Source organism: Phytopseudomonas argentinensis (assembly GCF_900113905.1).
Classification (GTDB): domain Bacteria; phylum Pseudomonadota; class Gammaproteobacteria; order Pseudomonadales; family Pseudomonadaceae; genus Aquipseudomonas; species Aquipseudomonas argentinensis.
In genome coordinates, this window is the sequence record NZ_FORC01000001.1 from 477,335 (window position 1) to 494,839 (window position 17,505).

At 63.6% G+C, this 17,505-nt stretch carries 23 protein-coding genes; 18 read left to right on the forward strand and 5 right to left on the reverse strand.

All coding sequences use genetic code 11. The features are described 5' to 3' along the window. Positions 1-187 precede the first annotated feature (187 nt). The 3 genes from BM154_RS02140 to BM154_RS02150 all read left to right on the forward strand — a co-directional run bounded on the left by BM154_RS02140 (position 188) and on the right by BM154_RS02150 (position 2,608). Positions 188-1,087: a bestrophin family protein gene (locus BM154_RS02140; RefSeq protein WP_074880407.1), complete on the forward strand. Its 900-nt coding sequence runs from the start codon at positions 188-190 to the stop codon at positions 1,085-1,087. 475 nt (positions 1,088-1,562) lie between these two features. Next, positions 1,563-1,889, forward strand: a complete 327-nt coding sequence (locus BM154_RS02145; protein ID WP_074880409.1) for a hypothetical protein — start codon at positions 1,563-1,565, stop codon at positions 1,887-1,889. A gap of 152 nt (positions 1,890-2,041) precedes the next feature. Continuing rightward, positions 2,042-2,608, forward strand: a complete 567-nt coding sequence (locus tag BM154_RS02150) for an MFS transporter permease (RefSeq protein WP_074880412.1) — start codon at positions 2,042-2,044, stop codon at positions 2,606-2,608. A 48-nt stretch (positions 2,609-2,656) separates the two neighbouring features. On the opposite strand, the gene BM154_RS02155 is transcribed toward BM154_RS02150, so the two are convergent. Together BM154_RS02155 and BM154_RS02160 are read right to left on the reverse strand one after the other, a co-directional pair. Continuing rightward, positions 2,657-3,694 carry a DUF2167 domain-containing protein gene (locus BM154_RS02155; RefSeq protein WP_074880415.1) on the reverse strand — a complete coding sequence of 346 codons (1,038 nt, stop codon included), beginning with the start codon at positions 3,692-3,694 and terminating at the stop codon, positions 2,657-2,659. 97 nt (positions 3,695-3,791) lie between these two features. Then, on the reverse strand, positions 3,792-4,055 hold the full coding sequence (locus tag BM154_RS02160) for a DUF2798 domain-containing protein (protein ID WP_074880418.1): 264 nt from the start codon (positions 4,053-4,055) through the stop codon (positions 3,792-3,794). A 143-nt stretch (positions 4,056-4,198) separates the two neighbouring features. Between BM154_RS02160 and BM154_RS02165 the strand changes: the two genes are divergently transcribed. The 4 genes from BM154_RS02165 to BM154_RS02180 all read left to right on the forward strand — a co-directional run bounded on the left by BM154_RS02165 (position 4,199) and on the right by BM154_RS02180 (position 7,273). Then, on the forward strand, positions 4,199-5,122 hold the full coding sequence (locus tag BM154_RS02165; RefSeq protein WP_074880422.1) for a LysR family transcriptional regulator: 924 nt from the start codon (positions 4,199-4,201) through the stop codon (positions 5,120-5,122). A gap of 125 nt (positions 5,123-5,247) precedes the next feature. Then, positions 5,248-5,529: a peptidylprolyl isomerase gene (locus BM154_RS02170; protein ID WP_070886824.1), complete on the forward strand. Its 282-nt coding sequence runs from the start codon at positions 5,248-5,250 to the stop codon at positions 5,527-5,529. 143 nt (positions 5,530-5,672) lie between these two features. Continuing rightward, positions 5,673-6,815, forward strand: coding sequence for a zinc-binding metallopeptidase family protein (locus BM154_RS02175; RefSeq protein WP_074880425.1), 1,143 nt, complete (start codon positions 5,673-5,675; stop codon positions 6,813-6,815). A gap of 41 nt (positions 6,816-6,856) precedes the next feature. Then, a complete protein-coding gene (locus BM154_RS02180; protein WP_074880427.1) occupies positions 6,857-7,273 on the forward strand; it encodes a GFA family protein in 417 nt (138 codons plus the stop codon). Between the two features lies 1 nt (position 7,274). Here the strand turns inward: BM154_RS02180 and BM154_RS02185 are convergent, their stop codons facing one another. Then, positions 7,275-8,105, reverse strand: coding sequence for an inositol monophosphatase family protein (locus tag BM154_RS02185; RefSeq protein WP_074880430.1), 831 nt, complete (start codon positions 8,103-8,105; stop codon positions 7,275-7,277). Positions 8,106-8,203: 98 nt separating this feature from the next. Here BM154_RS02185 and BM154_RS02190 point away from each other — a divergent pair, with 98 nt between their 5' ends. Next, positions 8,204-8,938: a sulfite exporter TauE/SafE family protein gene (locus BM154_RS02190; RefSeq protein WP_074880434.1), complete on the forward strand. Its 735-nt coding sequence runs from the start codon at positions 8,204-8,206 to the stop codon at positions 8,936-8,938. Between the two features lie 5 nt (positions 8,939-8,943). Here the strand turns inward: BM154_RS02190 and dgt are convergent, their stop codons facing one another. Beyond that, on the reverse strand, positions 8,944-10,410 hold the full coding sequence (gene dgt / locus BM154_RS02195) for a dGTPase (protein WP_074880436.1): 1,467 nt from the start codon (positions 10,408-10,410) through the stop codon (positions 8,944-8,946). A 114-nt stretch (positions 10,411-10,524) separates the two neighbouring features. Between dgt and BM154_RS02200 the strand changes: the two genes are divergently transcribed. Beyond that, positions 10,525-10,713: a hypothetical protein gene (locus tag BM154_RS02200; RefSeq protein WP_074880438.1), complete on the forward strand. Its 189-nt coding sequence runs from the start codon at positions 10,525-10,527 to the stop codon at positions 10,711-10,713. Between the two features lie 7 nt (positions 10,714-10,720). Here the strand turns inward: BM154_RS02200 and BM154_RS02205 are convergent, their stop codons facing one another. Continuing rightward, entirely contained in the window at positions 10,721-10,966 is a 246-nt protein-coding gene (locus BM154_RS02205) for a DUF2789 domain-containing protein (RefSeq protein ID WP_074880441.1), read from the reverse strand. A 145-nt stretch (positions 10,967-11,111) separates the two neighbouring features. Between BM154_RS02205 and BM154_RS02210 the strand changes: the two genes are divergently transcribed. The 9 genes from BM154_RS02210 to BM154_RS02250 all read left to right on the forward strand — a co-directional run bounded on the left by BM154_RS02210 (position 11,112) and on the right by BM154_RS02250 (position 17,476). Further along, positions 11,112-12,374 (forward strand): serine hydrolase domain-containing protein, encoded by a 1,263-nt coding sequence (locus tag BM154_RS02210; RefSeq protein WP_083414435.1) that lies wholly within the window; start codon positions 11,112-11,114, stop codon positions 12,372-12,374. Positions 12,375-12,439: 65 nt separating this feature from the next. After that, positions 12,440-12,949, forward strand: coding sequence for a hypothetical protein (locus BM154_RS02215; protein WP_074880444.1), 510 nt, complete (start codon positions 12,440-12,442; stop codon positions 12,947-12,949). Between the two features lie 183 nt (positions 12,950-13,132). Then, the gene (locus BM154_RS02220; protein ID WP_074880447.1) at positions 13,133-13,834 is read left to right on the forward strand and encodes a YebC/PmpR family DNA-binding transcriptional regulator; all 702 of its coding nucleotides are present in this window, start codon (positions 13,133-13,135) and stop codon (positions 13,832-13,834) included. Between the two features lie 124 nt (positions 13,835-13,958). After that, the gene (locus tag BM154_RS02225) at positions 13,959-14,546 is read left to right on the forward strand and encodes a hypothetical protein (RefSeq protein ID WP_074880450.1); all 588 of its coding nucleotides are present in this window, start codon (positions 13,959-13,961) and stop codon (positions 14,544-14,546) included. A 2-nt stretch (positions 14,547-14,548) separates the two neighbouring features. Then, positions 14,549-14,953, forward strand: a complete 405-nt coding sequence (locus BM154_RS02230) for an NUDIX hydrolase (protein ID WP_074880453.1) — start codon at positions 14,549-14,551, stop codon at positions 14,951-14,953. 116 nt (positions 14,954-15,069) lie between these two features. Beyond that, positions 15,070-15,324 (forward strand): hypothetical protein, encoded by a 255-nt coding sequence (locus tag BM154_RS02235; protein WP_074880455.1) that lies wholly within the window; start codon positions 15,070-15,072, stop codon positions 15,322-15,324. 183 nt (positions 15,325-15,507) lie between these two features. Next, positions 15,508-15,837 carry a DUF2025 family protein gene (locus BM154_RS02240; protein WP_074880458.1) on the forward strand — a complete coding sequence of 110 codons (330 nt, stop codon included), beginning with the start codon at positions 15,508-15,510 and terminating at the stop codon, positions 15,835-15,837. 71 nt (positions 15,838-15,908) lie between these two features. Continuing rightward, on the forward strand, positions 15,909-16,307 hold the full coding sequence (locus BM154_RS02245) for a GNAT family N-acetyltransferase (protein WP_074880461.1): 399 nt from the start codon (positions 15,909-15,911) through the stop codon (positions 16,305-16,307). A gap of 137 nt (positions 16,308-16,444) precedes the next feature. After that, positions 16,445-17,476, forward strand: a complete 1,032-nt coding sequence (locus BM154_RS02250) for a GGDEF domain-containing protein (RefSeq protein WP_074880463.1) — start codon at positions 16,445-16,447, stop codon at positions 17,474-17,476. Positions 17,477-17,505 lie beyond the last annotated feature (29 nt).

Below are 17,505 nucleotides of genomic sequence, written 5' to 3' on the forward strand. Positions count from 1 at the left end.
CGGCCGGGCCGATGATCGCGCGGCTGAACCTCATCTTCGCCGGCGGGCCACGCCCGTAAGTCGAGTTCTTCGAGGCACCGGCCAAGGCGCGCCGGCAGCGCTGAATCGCGCGCCCTGGCGAACCTTTCATCCGCCCCCACGTCCCAATCTCTGCGCTTTCGCCTTCCTTGCTCGCGGAGAACTCCACGTGACGCGATCCTTCACCAGTGGTTATCGCTATCTTCTGAAGACCTTCGGCTATGTCGGCTGGTCGCTGTTCTGGCTGCTGATATGGGACATCGTCGTCACCGTCGACTACATGCTGTTTCTGGAACGCAAGATCAGCCTGCCCTCCATGCCGCTGACCCTGCTCGGCTCGGCGCTGGTGGTGCTGATCAGCTTTCGCAACAGCAGCGCCTATAACCGCTGGTGGGAGGCGCGCACCATCTGGGGGGCGCTGATCAACAGCTCGCGCAGCCTCGCCCGCCAGGTGCTGACGCTCATCGATGACCATGACGGCGGCAACCCCGTGAAGGTGGTGCTGTTGCGCCGCCATGTCGCCTACATCAGAAGCCTCTCGGCGAGCCTGCGTAACGAGCCCTGCGACGAGGAAGTTCGCGCCTTCGTGGCGGCCGATGAGTTCGAGCGGCGCCATACCACCAACAATTTTCCCAATGACATTCTCAACGGCTCCGCGGCCATGCTGGCCAGCGAATACAAGGCGGGCCGCCTGGACAGCATTCGCCTGGCCCGATTGGAAAGTACCCTGGTCGACGTGTCCAACTGTCAGGGCGGCCTGGAACGTATCGCCAATACGCCGCTGCCCTACCCCTACGTATATTTCCCACGCCTGTTCATCACCCTGTTCTGCGTGATCGTACCCATCGGCCTGGTGGAGACCCTGGAGTGGTTCACGCCGCTGGCCTCGACGGTGGTCGGCTTCATGCTGCTGGCGATCGAGCGGGTGGGCAGTGACCTGCAGAGCCCGTTCCAGGCCAGCGAGCACCAGATCCAGATGGACGCGCTGTGCGAAACCATCGAAAAGAACCTCGAGTCGATGCAGCGCGATGCCCAGCGCGAGCGTGACGGGCGCAGCTTCGCCAGCTGACTTTGCGGTCATTTTTCGGCGCGCCAGACGCTTTCGCAAGGCCCGGAAAAATCTATGTAGCGCCTATAAAAAATCACTACAAAACTGTTGACGACCCCTTTGCGCTTTTGCATGATGGACTCGCCTCCCCTGACGGGAGCCCTGACAAGGGCACTTGGGCAAGCTCGGTAATACCAGCCGAGCGTTCCACGATATGTACTGCCCACAAGGCAGATTGATGAAGTCGAGCGTCCTGCGAGGACGAGAGCGTTAGCGAGACATTGTCATGATGCCTGTGGCTGATCCTGCGGATCACCTGCATCCGGCACCCTTTTCGCTGATCTCTTTCCGGCAACCTCGACCTCGGTTGGCCGCTGTTGCGTAGCGATATTGACGCATCACTACACAGCAGCTGGCAGCACTCAAACGCCACGGGCAATGACGGCCGCACTGCAGCGGTCGCCCTAGACAGATCAGAGAATGAAGGGGTAACGCCATGAACCTGAACAAGCAACCGACCATCGAAGACCTCGCCCAGCTGTTCTCCCAGCACAAGGACAGCCTGCACAACCACATCCTGTGGGTTTGCGAGTCGGGTGAAGTACGCCTCGACCGCCTGCCGGCGGACCAGCCGGAACAGGAGTTCGTCAGCCAGCGACCGAACATGCGCACCCGCCTGCGCACCTACCGTCGCGGCCAGGGCTACGTTGGCCGCCGCGCCGCTGCCGACCGGGATTTCATCGGCAACGTGCTGCGCACCCTGCAACACGACTGGGCACGCCCTCGCGCCCAGAAGCAGGAACTGCTCGACACCTACTGTTGAGCCCCTCACCGGTGGGCCGCCATGGCCCACCTTCCTGAACGCTCGCGCCATATTCTGGAAATAGCCGGTAAAATCTCTCGCGCTCCTGGAGGAGCCGTTCGCCTGGCGAACGCCTAGCCATAGCACTCAGAAAGTGCCTGCGAGACACCAGAATGGACAATATCTATCAGACCCCAAGCGCCGATCTCCTGCCACAGGAACGCGCCGACGGTTCCTTCTTCGTCACCTCCACCCGCAAGCTGTATCTCGTGTACTTCTTCACGCTCGGCTTCTATTCGATCTACTGGGCCTACAAGCACTGGGATCGCCAGCGAACCAGCATGCTGCCGAAGAAGATCAGCCCGGCCGCGCGCTCGATCTTTCATATCTTCTTCATTCACTCGCTGTGCCGACTGATTCAAGGCCGGCTGCAGGCCAAGGGGCTCGGCGCGTGGAAATACAGCGCCATCGCCTGGGCGTATATCGCACTGGTCTTTGTCGGCAATGGTCTTTCGCGCGTCGAAAGCTTCGGCAACCCGCTGCTGGAGATCCTCCTGCTGGTAGCAACAACCCTGGTGACCGCCTGGCCGCTGGCAACCATCCAGCAGCAGGCCAACCTGGCCAGCGGCGACCCGGCAGGCGAGCAGAACAGTCGGCTCAGCCTGGCCAACTGGCTGTGCATGCTGCCCGGCTTGCTGCTCTGGCTGTTTATCGTCATCGCGATGTTCCTACCCGAGTGACATAAAAAAACCCCGGTCGATGCCGGGGCTTTTTCCTTGCAGTCAAGACTAGCGCTTGTCGTCAGGCGGGTTGTTCAGATCCATCACGCTGGACACCCGCGGCGGCGCTTCACTGGGGGCAGGTTCTGGCTTGGCTTCAGGCTGCATGTGCGGCTCGACCGGCGCCGGCTGCGGTTCCTGCTTCTTGCCGGTAACGCGCCGCCATACCCAGCCGATCAGCAGCACGGGCAAAATCCACAGCTTTTTCAGCAGCACCAGAGCGGCGGCGAACAGACCGACCTTGGCGGCTGCCTTGCCGGCAATCAGCGCACCGAGGCCGTAGGCGGCCACTTCGTCGAGGTCGGGATTGAAGTCGGCGTAGCGATTGCCATCGTTGAAGTCGGTCATGGCCAGTACCGCTGGCAGGTTCTCCTCGATCTGCGGCAGCTGGTGCATGCCGGCGATGAAGTTCAGCACCAGCACGCCTTTGCGGCCCAGTACGCGGATGTTGTAGTTGAGGATGTGCTCGTCACTGTCGCCAAATTTAACTTCCTTGGCCCAGTGCAGCTTCTTGCCCTGCGCATCGTAGTGTGGCGCCGAGGCCCAGCCGACGATGGCGATGGGCTCGTAACCGTTTTCCGCGCGCCACTTGTTGTCGGCCTTGGCACCGTCCTGCAGGTCCTTGAGCATGTCGTCGTAGTCGATATCAGCGGCGTCCTCGTCGGACACATAGCCGCTTTCCTCGTACTCGACGGTCACTGCCCAGGATTCGTCAGCCAGGGGCGAAACGCCCTTGGGCAGGATCATGCCCAACGGCGGCTTTTCGTCCGGCGGGTTGCCCCAGGCTTCGACCAGCACGCGCTCGGCGTCGTCTCCATCGAGAAACACCATGTTGTCCGGCAGATTCAGGGTCGCCAGGTTGCTGCCCACCACTACCTTGCCGGAGCGGAAGTTGAGGCTGTCGAGAAACTGCTCCTCGCTGAGGTACTCGCCTTCAGCCGCTTGCGTGGCCGTGGTCTCCTGCCCTTCCTGGGTCGGCGCCTGGTCTGCCCAGGTCAATGGAACGGCCGCCAGCAGGCCGGCGAACAACAACTCCTTGTAGAACATCTGCAACTCCATGGGATCGACTGAATTTCGGACGCCAGCCTACCATCGATCAAGGAATCATTTGGTAATATCTTGTCATTTTTGGATACATCTCACATTAGCTTCTGACCGTCAGCCTGACCAGGCGTATCACCACCGGCCGCACGCCCATCACGCAGACGAACGCCACCGGCATGGCCAGCCGATAGGCTTCCAGCACTGCCCCTAGATAACCTTCGGCCAGCCCGCGGTTGGTGGCGGTGATCACCAAGCACATGAGAAACGCCATGATGCCGGACATGAAGAAGGCGAAGGCCACCGGCGACAACTTGGCGGGCAGTTTCCAGGTGGAGCGGACGGGGTTCAGTACGGAATCAGGCATAGCGGATCCTTGATGGTTGAGGGGTTCTGCCTGCAGCAGGCGGGGCCATTATGGTTATCGCCCATTGTCCCGTGTAGCGCACCACAGGTAAGGTCAGTACCAAGCAAACCTTATCAATCAGACAGACAGTAGAAAGCTTGGCTATGGATACCCTGCGCGGCATCGAGAGCTTTGTGAAGGCGGTGGAAAGCGGCAGCATCGCCTCAGGTGCGCGCCTGCTGGGCATCAGCGCCGCAGCGGCGAGCCAGAATATCGCCCGCCTGGAAGCATCCCTGGGCATCCGCCTGCTCACCCGTACCACCCGTAGCCTGGCGCTGACCGAAAGCGGCGAGCGCTACTTCGCCCAGGTTCGCACCGTGCTGCGTGACCTCGAGCTGGCGCGCAGCAACGCCACCCTGCAGCACGACCATCCCCAGGGCCGGCTGCGCATCGCCTCTAGTGCCGCCTTCGGCCGCTATGTGCTGGCGCCGATGCTGCCCGCCTTCAGCGCCCGTTACCCGCGCATCGCCTGCGAACTCAGCACCACGGACCGCAGCGTCAACCACATTCAGGAATCGGTGGACGTCAGCATCCGCATTCCCCAGCAGCTCGAGGACGGCCTGGTGGCGCGGCATATCGCCAGAGTGCCGTCGCTGTACTGCGCCTCGCCCGCCTACCTGCACAAAGCCGGCGTGCCGGATACACCCGAAGCACTGCGCGAGCATGACTGCCTGGCCTTCAAGGTCGCCGTGGATGGCCGCCTGATGCCCTGGCGCTTCGTGCGCGATGGCGTCCGCTTCGAGGCGCCGATTCGCGTTGCCCTGGTCAGCGACGATATCGACGTGCTGGCCAGGGCAGCCGTAAGCGGTGGCGGCATCACCCGCCTGGCCGCTTTCGTCGCCGAACCACTGCTCGAGAGCGGGCAGCTGCAGCAGCTGTTCGCGCCCTCGCAGGGGGCCGCCAACCAGGCGATTATCGAGCCACTCGACTACTACCTGTGCGTGCGCGACCGCCACGAGCTGACGCCCAAGGTACGCGCCTTCATCGACCACGTAACCCAGAGTCTTCGCGACGACTGGCGGCCTTAGCGCCTTTAGGATCTACTGCGCGTCGCCTGCACTCGGCTCGCGAGGCTTGAGCAGGCGCTCAAGCAATTTGACTCATGGGGCGAATCCGGTAGGCTCGGCAGCTCATTTGAATGGAGTGTTTCCCCATGGCCAAAGCCACTGCCCGCCACATCCTGGTTGCCACCGAAGAGAAGTGCAACGAACTGAAAGCTGCCATCGAAGGCGGTGCCGATTTCGCCCAGGTCGCCAAAGACAACTCCAGCTGCCCGTCCAGCCGTGACGGCGGCAACCTGGGCTCGTTCGGCCCTGGCCAGATGGTCAAGGAGTTCGACACCGTGGTGTTCAGCGCCCCGGTCAACGTGGTGCAGGGTCCGGTGAAGACCCAGTTCGGTTATCACCTGCTCGAAGTGACCAGCCGCCAGGACTGATTCATGGGATGCCCGGTGCCGCAACGGCGCCGGGCGTTGTGCCCGCTACGCCCGCTGCTTTCCCCGCCCGCCGAAAAGCCCTGAACCGCCGCCCCTGCGCACCACTCTATCGCTGCGGTAGTCAGCGTGGGCGAGGCCATCACATGAACCGGTTCTTCCAGGCCCTTGGCCTGCGTATTGGCGACTCGGCCAAGCAAACTCGCATGCCCAGCCAGAAAGCCCTGGGTAAATGCACCTGTGGCCAGCCCATCTTCTTTCGCAACAGCCAGTGCCTGGCATGCCAGTCGCCGCTGGGCTACGAGCCCGAACGGGGCCAGGTGATCACCCTGATTGCCGGTGAAGATGCACACACCTGGCGGATCGACGGCGAGGCGCAGCGTTATCGGCGCTGTGCCAACCTGCATACCGCAGCCGGCTGCAATTGGCTGCTGCCACATGCCAGCGAAGCGCAGCGCTGCATTGCCTGCCAGCTGAACCGCACCATTCCCGACCTGTCGATACCCGGCAACCCACAACGCTGGTCGCGTCTGGAGATAGCCAAGCGCCGGCTGGTCGCGCAACTGCTCAACCTGGGCCTGCCGCTGCTCAGCAAGTACGAGGATGCCAGCCGCGGCCTGGCCTTCGACTTCCTCGGCCCCGACCTCGATGGCCAGGCGCCGGTGACCGGACATGCCAGCGGCCTGATCACCCTGAACATAGCCGAAGCCGACGATGACGTGCGCGAGCAGACGCGCATCCAGTTGCGCGAACCCTATCGCACCCTCCTGGGTCATTTCCGCCATGAAGTCGGCCACTACTACTGGGATCGGCTGATCGCCGGCAGCCCCTGGCTGGACGACTACCGTCGCCTGTTCGGTGACGAGCGCATCGACTACGGCGCCGCGCTGCAGCGCCACTATGAACAGGGCCCACCGGCAGACTGGCAGAACGGCTTCGTCAGTGCCTACGCCACCATGCACCCGTGGGAGGACTGGGCGGAGACCTGGGCCCACTACCTGCACATGATGGACACCCTGGATACCGCATTGAGCTTTGGCATGCGCGCAGGCGATGTGGAACTGGAGTTCCGGCCCTTCACTCGGGCCGCACTGTACGACCCCGACGATCCCCAGGCCGAGCACTTCCTGCAATTCATCAATGCCTGGATCGAACTGGCCGCTATGCTCAACGAGTTGGCGCGCAGCATGGGCCACAAGGATCTCTACCCCTTCGTGCTCTCGGCCGCCGTGGTCGGCAAGCTGCAATTCATCCACCGGGTCGTCGAGGCGGCCTCTCCCGTCAATTAGGGCTGGCAGGTCAGCGCCGGCCGAGCTGAAGGAGTTTTTCCATGACTCAACTCGACAGACACGGCAGTTGCCTGTGTGGCGCGGTCACCCTGACCTTGCGCATCGCCAACCCCAGCATCAGCGCCTGCCACTGCGCGACGTGCCGCAAATGGGGCGGCGGCCCGCTGCTGGTGGCGGAAGGCGAATTGGTGCAACTCGGGGGCGAGCAGCAGGTACGCATCCACGATTCATCGGACTGGGCCGAACGCGGCTTCTGCAGCCAGTGCGGCAGCCACCTGTTCTATCGCCTGAAAAGCACGGGCCACCACGCGGTGCCGGTCGGCCTGCTCGACGGCGACCATGACTGGCAGTTCGACAGCCAGATCTTCATCGAGTCCCGGCCTGCCTACTACTGCTTCGCCAACCAGACCCGCGAGCTGACCGGGGAACAGGTATTCGCCGAATTCGACCAGGGCTGACTCACGGCGCGTCCAGCGATGCCCCGATCATCGCTGCCAGTTGGTCATAGACCCCAGGCGCGGCGACCAGATAGGGATTGCCGCCCAGCAGGCCGTCACCGCGCAGGAAGTCATTGCCGCGCCCGCCGGCCTCCCGCACCAGCACCAGGCCGGCCAGGCAGTCCCAGCTTTTCAGGTGGGTCTCGTAATAGCCGATCAGGCGACCTGCCGCGACATAGGCGGTCATCAATGCGCCCGAGCCGTTGCGCACGAACTGCCCGCCCCCGTCGAGCAAGGCGTGCAGAAAGGGCAGAAAGTGCTCATGGCCAGGGCGATGGGTGGTACCGACGCCGACCAGCCCTTCACCTACATGGCTCGCCCCGTGGGCCTGCAACGGCGTATCGTTGACGAACGCGCCGCGGCCGATGAAGCCGTGGAACAGCTCATCGTGGTTGGGGTCGGCGACCGCGCCGAGCAGCGGCTCCCCATCGACCAGCAGTCCGATGGATACGCACCAGTTGTGCAGGCCATTGAGAAAACATGCGGTGCCGTCGATGGGGTCGATCACCCAGATGCAACGCGCCTGCAAGCCATCACTTCCACCCTCCTCGCCGACGATACCGTCGTCTGGAAAGTGGCGGGCCAGCTCGCCACGAATGAACGCCTCCACCTCCTGATCGGCGATGCTCACCACATCCTGCAGGTCGCTGCCCTTGTGTTCGACGATCAGGCTGCTGCGCCGCGTATAGAATTCCATGGCCCGCTGCGCCGCCTCCAGCGCCACACGTTTGGCGAATGCATAACGGGCCTCAAGCTGCTCACCCTCGAGACGGGGCTGCTGGAAATCGGGCATGGGGTAGTTACTCCTGAATCAGGTGAGGTGATCGGCTGGCTTGCGAGGCTGCGGCCACAGCCCCTACCCTGCGCACTCGCGCAATGAGCTCTCCTGCAATGACCCTCGCCGACCTGTTGTTGTTCGCCATTCCTGCTGTGTTTCTCACCGGGCTGTCCAAGGGCGGCTTCGGCGGCGCGCTGGGCGGCATCGCCGTGCCGCTACTGGCCCTGGCCACCTCGCCGATGCAGGCGGTGGCGGTGATGCTGCCGATTCTCTGCCTGGCCGATGTGGTAGGGCTCAAGGCCTACTGGGGCAAATGGGACATCGCCAACCTCAGGGTCATGCTGCCCGGCGCGCTGATCGGCATCGTCATCGGCTCGCTGACCTTCGAACTACTCAACGAAAAGCTGATCGGCCTGCTGATCGGCCTTATCGCCATTGCCTTCGTACTGCTGGGCCTGCTCAGGAGCGACCCGGCGCCTCGCCCCTTGCGGCCCGGGCGCGGCCTGGCGCTCTCCTCGGTGGCGGGCTTCACCAGCTTCGTCGCCCACGCCGGCGGGCCGCCAGTGATGATGCACCTGCTGCCCCAGCAACTGGACAAGCTGCGTTACGTGGCGACCATCAATCTGTTCTTTCTGCTGACCAATGCCATGAAGCTGATTCCCTATACCTGGCTTGGCCAGTTCAGCCGGGAAAACCTGCTGCTCAGCCTGATGCTCGCTCCCATCGTGCCACTGGGCGTCTGGACGGGCCTGTGGCTGCAGTCGCGGATCAACCACACCTGGTTCTACCGCATCGCCCGGCTGGGCATGCTGCTGGCTGGGCTACAACTGATCTGGAAGAACCTCTGACGCACCTACAGCGCGAACAGCGTGCGGTACTCATCGTGGGCATGCTGATCGGTCATGCCGCTGATGAAATCCTGCACCAGCCGGCAACGGTGATAGAACTCCCAGGCGGCACGATCCGCTTCGCCGCACTCACGCACGGCCTGGCGATAGGCCTTGATCAACTGGCCCGGCAGGCGGCGTACCAGCATCTGCAGGTAGGCTTCACGGCGGCAGTTGCCTTCGGTCAGTTCCACGAACGTCTGGGCATCCACCCGTAGCAAGGCGCCGTAGCTGTCCAGCAGCCCCTGGATGATGCGGTGGCCCTGCAGCTGCAGGGTTTCCACCTCACGGTGGCAGAACACCCGGGCCATGGCCACATCCTTGAAGGTCTGCACGATGGCATGGGGCAGGCTGTCGTCCTCGATCAAGGCGCGATCCAGGGTGCCGGCATGCACCGCGTCGATATTGTCGATGAACTGCCGCGCCGCATGCTGCACCAGCGGGTGGATCATGCTCACGCGCAGCTTGACGAAGAACTCGCCCGCCTTGTTGATCTCCTCGTTTTCATAGCGCTGCAGCGCCTGGTCGACCAGGCCGCGAAACGATTGCTGCGAGCCGGGAATCGGCGTGTCCGGGGACTTCAGCTTCTCGAAGGTCGACACCAGCAGCGGCGCCAGCTCGGTCACGGTGAGAATGCCCTTCTCCACCGAGTCTTCGATATCGGCCAGGCAGTAGGAGATGTCGTCGGCCGCCTCCATGATGTACGCCACCGGATGGCGGGTTCCCGGTGCCTGGCCAAGGGCCTGCTGCAGCTCGGTGACGAAGTGCTCTTCGGAGAGATAGAAGCCGGGCTTCTTGTTCAGGTAGGCGCCCGCCACGCCCTTGCCGGGCCGGGGCTGATAGGCCGGGCGCAGGTACTTGAGCAGGCCGGCGGTCTGGGTATAGGTCAGGCGCAGGCGTTGCAGGTTCACCACCAGGCGCACCGCCTGGGCATTGCCTTCGAAATTGCGCAGATCGGCGCGCATGCGTGCCTGCAGTTCTGGGTTGCTCAGGTGCTGCGGCACGGCCACGGCAAACAGCCCGTCCAGGGCCCGCTCGAACCACTCGCCAATGGCGAATTCGCCAAAGTGCCCGAACGGCGGGTTGCCGATGTCGTGCATCAGGCAGGTCATTTCCACCAGGCTTTCCAGCGCACCCTGCAGATCATCCAGACCATAGTCCGCGGCACGCGCACCAAGCTGGGCGTACAAGGTACGAACGATAAAACGCCCGGTCTGTTGTACCTCCATGGAATGGGTCAGGCGGCTGCGCACCGCAGCATTGCGCTCGAGGGGAAACACCTGGGTGCGCTGCTGCAGGCGGCGGATGGCCGCGGAATTGATGATCCGCCCGCGATCGCTTTCGAAGGCGTAGAGCAGATCGACGTCGCCACCGGCGTTATCGCCGGGGCGCAACGCGCAGATGCGCTGTTTGAAATTCACGGCTGCTGGCATCGCTCGATTCTCGATCTGGCACTCAAGCCGCGAGCCTAACGCGCAGCGCCCGGTTTACCAAGCGCCCGACGCCAGGGACAATGGGCGCTTCGATCCGCCAGACGGGAGGCAATCATGAGCCGCGCCGACTTCCACCAGCAACGTGCCGCCCAGGCCAGCGCTGAAGCCCAGCGTCTGCTGGCCCGGCAGGCCAGCCTGGGTACCAGCTGGCTGACCTGGGTCGCCGGTGAGCTTTACCAGCTTTCGCCGCCCGAGTATGCGGCAATGGTCAGGCGCGAGCTGCAGCGCCTGAGTTCGGGCTGACCCGCGATCAGGCCGGCTTGTTCTCGTGCAGGCGCACGTTGAGTTCGTCGACCACCGGTGCCCATTCGGCATCTTCCAGCAGTTCGTCCTTGAGGAAGGTGGCCTGGGCCTGGTTCCAGAAGGGTGCCTCGGAGACCTTCATGTCATCGGGCAGCGGGTAATGCTTGGCGATGAAGGCATCGATACTGGCGGGATCGGACGGCAGCCCCAGTTGTTCGAACAGGGTACCGAGGTCTTTGTTGGGCAGTTCCATGGTGGTCTCCATCAGGTTATGGCTATGTGGTGAGTAGAGCCGCACCCGCAAAAGACAGTTCAACCTCTCGGCCATGCAACAACCCGCAACTCGCGGCCGTTATCGGCTATGGTTGAGCCATCGACCATGCCTTGAGGGACGCCTCGTGACCACCTTGCAACGCTACCGCGCCGCCGTTCTTCCAGCGACCATCGCCCTGCTGCTCGGTGCCTGCGCCAGTTCGCAGACGCCACCTGTGGCCACTCCCGAGCGCATTGGCCGCGCCCAGGATCTCTACGAGCTGGCGCCGGCCTATCAAGCCGGCACCTACCGGCATATGGACGAGCTGTTCTACACGCGCACCGTGCATCGCGGCCCCAAGGTCCATCCGTTGCCGGCGCGCAGCGAAGTGGCCGTGCACTACAACGCAGGCGGTCAGCGCCTTGGCGTCGACGCCTTCATGCAGCGCAACCAGGTCAGCGGCCTGCTGATTCTCAAGGACGGCAAGGTGGCGCTGGAAAGGTACGCCATGGGTAATGACGCGAGCACCCGCTGGACCTCCTTCAGTGTCGTCAAGTCGATTTCCTCGACCCTGATCGGCGCCGCCGTGCAGCAGGGCAGGATCGCCAGCGTGAACGACCCTGTCACCCGCTACCTGCCGCAGCTCAAGGGCGGTGCCTACGATGGTGTGAGCGTGGAGCAGGTGCTGCAGATGAGTTCCGGGGTCGCCTGGGATGAAACCTACCGCGACCCGCACTCCGACCGGCGCCGCATGTTCGAGCTGCAGTTGGCCAACAATCCCGGCGCTCTGCTCAAGCAGATGTCCGGCCTGAAGAAGGCACAAGCGCCGGGCACGGCCTTCAACTACAGCACCGGCGAATCGCACCTGCAGAGCGAACTGGTGCGCGCGGCAACCGGTATGACCGCCAGCGATTACCTGTCCGAGCGCATCTGGGCGCGCCTGGGCATGGAGCGCGACGCCTTCTGGCAGCTCGATAGCCGTGCCGGCCAGGAGATCGGCAGCAGTGGCCTGTCGGCGACGCTGCGCGATTACGGCCGTTTCGGCCAGTTCATCCTCGATGACGGGGTAATCGACGGTGAACGCATCCTGCCGGCCGGCTGGCTGCAGCGTGCTACCCGCGCCGCGCCGGGCTCGCACCTGGAGCCCGGCAAGCTGTACGACGGCGAGTACGCCCTGGGTTATGGTTACCAGTGGTGGCTGTTTCCCGCAGGCGCGGCGGCGCTGCCGAACCATGACGGCGGCGCGTTCGAGGCCCAGGGCATCTTCGGCCAGTTCCTGTATATCAACCCCAGGGAGAAGGTCGTTGCGGTGGTGTGGAGCACCTGGCCAAAGCCCGAGATGGATGAGCGCGAACGGGAGACCTACGCCTTTATCGGCGCAGCGATCGACGCGCTCAATCAGCAATGATATCGACGAGCCGAACCTGAGGGCGGCGCACGGGTCGATACATCAGATTTGCCTGAGGGATACCTATGATTGACTGCCGACACGGCATTGGCTGCCTGCTACTGAGCCTGCTGCTCGCGGGCTGTGCCTCACCGACCACCTGCGACGAGCCGCTGAGCGGCGACAGTTGCCGGGACCGCCAACTGCTCTACCAGAACGACATGCTGCAGGCCAAGATGCTGGTGATGTCCGGCGACATGGAAAGCCATGAGCTGGCCAACGCCCTGCTGCGCCGCGCCGCGAGCGAGGATGAGCGTGGCGAGGTGGAGTTCTATCAGGCGATCCTGATGATCCGCGAGGGCCCGCAGACCGAGGAAGTGCTCAGCAAGCTGGAGGCTGCCGCCGATAAGCAGCAGCCTTATGCCGTGGCCCTGCTGTACCGGATCTGGTCGCAGCCCTACCTGGTCGATGAGGCCGACCCTATCCGTGCCGAGGAATACCGCGCCGACTACGCCGAGCTGGATGTCGCCAAGAGTGGCTATCCGTCCTTCGAGAAAGCCCTGCAGCTGGTCGACCAACTGGTGCGCACGCCCTGAGCAGCAAGGCAGCGGGGCGGGTGCCCTTGCCGTGCCAGCCGGCTCCCGGTCACCTAAATGCGATTTGCCGGGTGCCAGAGCGACGCCGAGCGATTAAAATCTGCCACCCAAATTCGTCGCACAGCCTTTTCCGGTCATTCGAGGCTGCGCTACGCCATCACCCGCATAGCCGAGAGAACAGACATGGGCGCCCAGTGGAAAGCCAAACCTAAAGAAGCCGCCGCCAACGCCAGGGGCAAGATCTTCGGCCGACTGGTCAAGGAGATCATGGTCGCCGCGCGCAATGGCGCCGACCCGGACATGAACCCCAAGCTGCGGCTGGCTATCCATCAGGCCAAGAAAGCCTCGATGCCCAAGGACACCCTTGACCGCGCGATCAAGAAGGGTGCCGGCCTGAGCGGCGAGACGGTCAACTTCGAACGCACCACCTACGAAGGCTTCGCGCCTCACCAGGTCCCCCTGATCGTCGAATGCCTGACCGACAACGTCAACCGCACGGTGGCGGAGATCCGCGTGCTGTTTCGCAAGGGGCAACTGGGCGGTAGCGGCTCGGTGGCCTGGGATTTCGACCATGTCGGGCTGATCGAAGCCTCCAGTGACAGCGGCGCCGACCCGGAGCTGGCCGCCATCGAAGCCGGTGCCCAGGATTTCGACGAGGCCGACGAAGGCAACACCCTGTTCATCACCGAGCCGACCGACCTCGACATGGTCAGCCGCGCCCTGCCCGAGCAGGGTTTTACCGTCAACTCGGCCAACCTGGGCTACCGCCCGAAGAACCCGGTGACTAGCCTGACGCCCGAGCAGCGCGAAGAAGTCGAGGCGTTCCTGGAGGCCATCGACAACCACGATGACGTGCAGAACGTCTATGTGGGCCTTGCCGGCTGATTGAGCCGAAGCGGCGAATTGCGGCAATCCATCACGGTATTGCCGCAATAACCCGGTATACTGTCCGGCTTCCTTCTGCGCCGATTTCGGGCCCAGCGGAACGCAGCCTTACAGGAGCTTCATCGTGCACAAATCCCTCATTCTCGCCGCCTGCCTTATGCTCGGAGCTTGCAGCAGCGCGCCTCATTCGTCCGTGGCGCCCGCCGCGGTCGGCCAGGACAGCATCGTGCGCAGCAACCTGGAGGCGATCCACAACGCCCAGGTCGTGCCACTGCCCCTCGACCCGAACAGCAAGGTGCCTCATGGCCTGGCAAGCGATGCCAGCATGCAGTTCGGCAGCTCGCTGTCCAACTACCGCGTCTACTCCCTGAAGCTCAAGCAGGGCGAGCGCTACCGCCTGAACGTCAACTCGCTGTGCGACCACACCTGCATGGGCATCAACAAGTTTGCCCTGAAGCCGCGCGCCGTGCTGATGGACGCCTACGGTACGGTGATTCCCAACCAGCCGACCCGCCCCTCCACGGTGATCGGCATGACCAGCATGGGCTGGGACGGTGAAGCGCCGGAAGACGGCACCTACTACCTGCTGGTCGCCGCCGACGGGGAAGACATTGGCCGCACCATCGTCATCGACGACGTGTGGATCAACAACTCCCCACTGATGGCGGTCAAGGTCGGCCAGCTCGAAACCACGCCTCGCCACCTGCGCTGAGCATGCCGCCACGCACCCTGCATATCGCAGCCGCCTGCCTGATCGATGACGCCGGCCGGCTGCTGCTGGTGCGCAAACGGGGCACGCGTATGTTCATGCTGCCAGGCGGCAAGCGCGAAAGCACTGAAAGCGCCCTGCAGGCCCTGGTTCGCGAACTCGACGAAGAGCTGAACCTGCAGTTGCCTGACCCGGCATTCACGCTGCTGGGCCACTTCAACGAAGTGGCCGCCAACGAAGCCGATACCCGCATCGCCGCCGATATCTTTCGCGCCGCCCTTTGCCATCCGGTTGCACCGGCGGCCGAGCTCGAGGAGCTGCGCTGGCTGGCGCCTCAAGACCCGCGGGGTGACGACCTGGCGCCGCTGCTGCGCCTGCACGTACTGCCGCTGCTCTGGCCCCACGACTGAGCACACCTCAGCCTCTGGGGCACCGATAGCCACTATCGAAGTGAATGATTTCTGCACCAAGCGGCCAGCCAATAGCCTATGCGCTATCCCAACGGCCTCGCTCACAGGTGCCCACCATGCAACGCTCACTGGTTCTTGTACTCACCCTCGTTACCCTCTTGCTTGCCGGCTGCGCGAGCCCGCAGTCGGCTGCCGAACGCCCCTACAGCGACGCCGAGATCAAGCAGTTCGCGCTGGAAATGCTCAGCCGCAGCGGCCTGCAATACGAGGACTATGAAAAGATCCGCAGCGCCCTGCAGGCGCCCAGCTACCGGGTGTCGAACTCGATCCGCGATATCGGCCCGCAGCCGCGGGTGCAGCCCGAAGGCTGAATGCCTGGCAGCGGACGTCCTCGATCCGATGCACGACCGGCAACCTGGCAGCCTCGAGCGCCTGCGGCAAAGCGTCCACGCCGACGCCGTGCTCCTCACGCCGATTCGTTGATCCACGGCAACGCCTGACAGGATGCGCAACCTAGCCTAGGGGATCCTACTCAGCGATCACGAGGGTTCACCATGGCCATCACCTCTGCCGGTATCTGCGCCGCAGCCGACCAATTACAAGGCTTCGTCGGTTTCAACCTCAAGACCGGCCAGCATATCGTTCGCTTCAGCGAGGATTCGTTCGGCCTGGACATCACCGAAGACAGCATCACCCCTACCAGTGAATTCGTCTGGGAAGCTGCCAGCGCCGAGCTGATGACCCTCAAGCGCGACCGCCTGCGCATGCTGGTCGAGCTGCGTATCGACGAGCGCCTGGCCATCAGCGAGCCCTTGCGTGTCTACCTGCGCCGTGAAGACCTGCCGGAAATCGCCGCCGTGCGCCAGTTGCAACGCAGCGGCTGAAGCGCCGCACTGGTGGCGCGAGTGACCGGAACGTAGACTGGCGGCCCCGCCCGCGACCGCCACCCACATCAATGCCCTCGTTTCGCTGCCTGCCCGACCACCTGCGCCCCCTGGCCGACAAGTTCTATCGCGGCCAGCAGTCGGCCATGCGCACCCGGGCTGCCCATCAGGTGTGGGTAGCCGAGCATCACGGGATCATCGCCGCCCTGTGCCTGCAGCCGATGGCCCATGGGCAGTGGCTGACCAGTCTTCTGGTCGACGCCGCCCATCGCCAGCAAGGCGTGGCCAGCGCGTTGATCGAGCGCGCCCTGCAAGCCGTCGACACGCCGGTCTGGCTGTTCTGCCATCCGGATCTGCAGCCTTTCTACCAGCGCCTGGGTTTCGAATCCTGTGATCGACCACCCGAGCCGCTAGCAGAGCGCCTGCGGCGTTACCAAATGAAAAAGACATTGAACGTCATGGCACGTTGATATCTCATAAGAGCTGACGTGACGCCGGTCCCCTGGCCAACCTTGCCGGTTACCCGCTCTGCCGCCATGCAGCAAAGCGCTAGCGACAAGATGGGCACTGCTGCCGGCGAACGCGCGACCAATGAGAACAACAAGCCATGGGCAGACGTTTCAATCGTGTACTGGCGCGGCTGCGCAAGGATTTCCAACTCTCCATCATCTGCCTGATGGGGTTCTTCGGGGTACTCGGTATCTCGCCTTACGCCGTCTATCGCCTGTCGCAAGGCAACTACGCGGTGGGAATCGCCGACGCCATCATCGTGCTCTCGACCCTCTTCGCCATGGGCTATGCCTGGCGCACCGGCGACACCCGCAAGCCTGGGCTCTGCCTGATGGTCGTCGCCTCCCTGTGCGCCACCCTGATCGTCATCAAGCTGGGCATCAACGGCCTATTCTGGATCTACCCGCTGATCCTGCTCAACTTCTTCATGGTGCCGCCGCTGCTGGCGCTGTTGGCCACCGTGGCGGTGCTGGTTGCGCTGGTAGCCTATTCGAGGCTGATACCGGGCACGGTATTCGAAAGCGATTACCAGATGCTGTCGTTCATCGTCACCGCGATGCTGTCCAGCACCCTCAGCTTCATCTTCGCCCAGCGCGCCAGCTACCAGCGCAAGCAGCTGCAGTCCTGGGCGACTCGCGACGCGCTCACCGGCGCCCGCAACCGCCGGGTGATGGATCAGGAGCTGAAGATTGCCGTGGCCAACAAGCGTCGCCACCATATCAGTAGCGCGGTGCTGGTCATCGACATGGACCACTTCAAGCAGGTCAACGACCGCTTCGGCCATGCGGTGGGCGACCAGGTGCTGGTGAGTTTCGTCGAGCTGACCAATCGTTGTTTCCGCCATGAAGACCGGCTGTTCCGCTTTGGCGGTGAAGAGTTTCTGCTATTGCTGTGCAATACCAGCGAAAAGGGGCTGCGCGCGGCTGCCCTGCAGTTGCAGGCGCAAATCGCCGAGCATCTGAAGAGCCCTGGCGGGCCGGTAACGGTCTCGATGGGCGGCGCCGTGCTGTACGGCAACGAACGCTGGCAGGACTGGCTGCAGCGCGCCGACCACCAGCTTTATGAAGCCAAGCGCGCCGGGCGCAACCGCATCCATATCGACACTTATCAGGTTGTAGAAATGGCCTGACGGCCACCGCACCAGGTTCTTCACGCCGT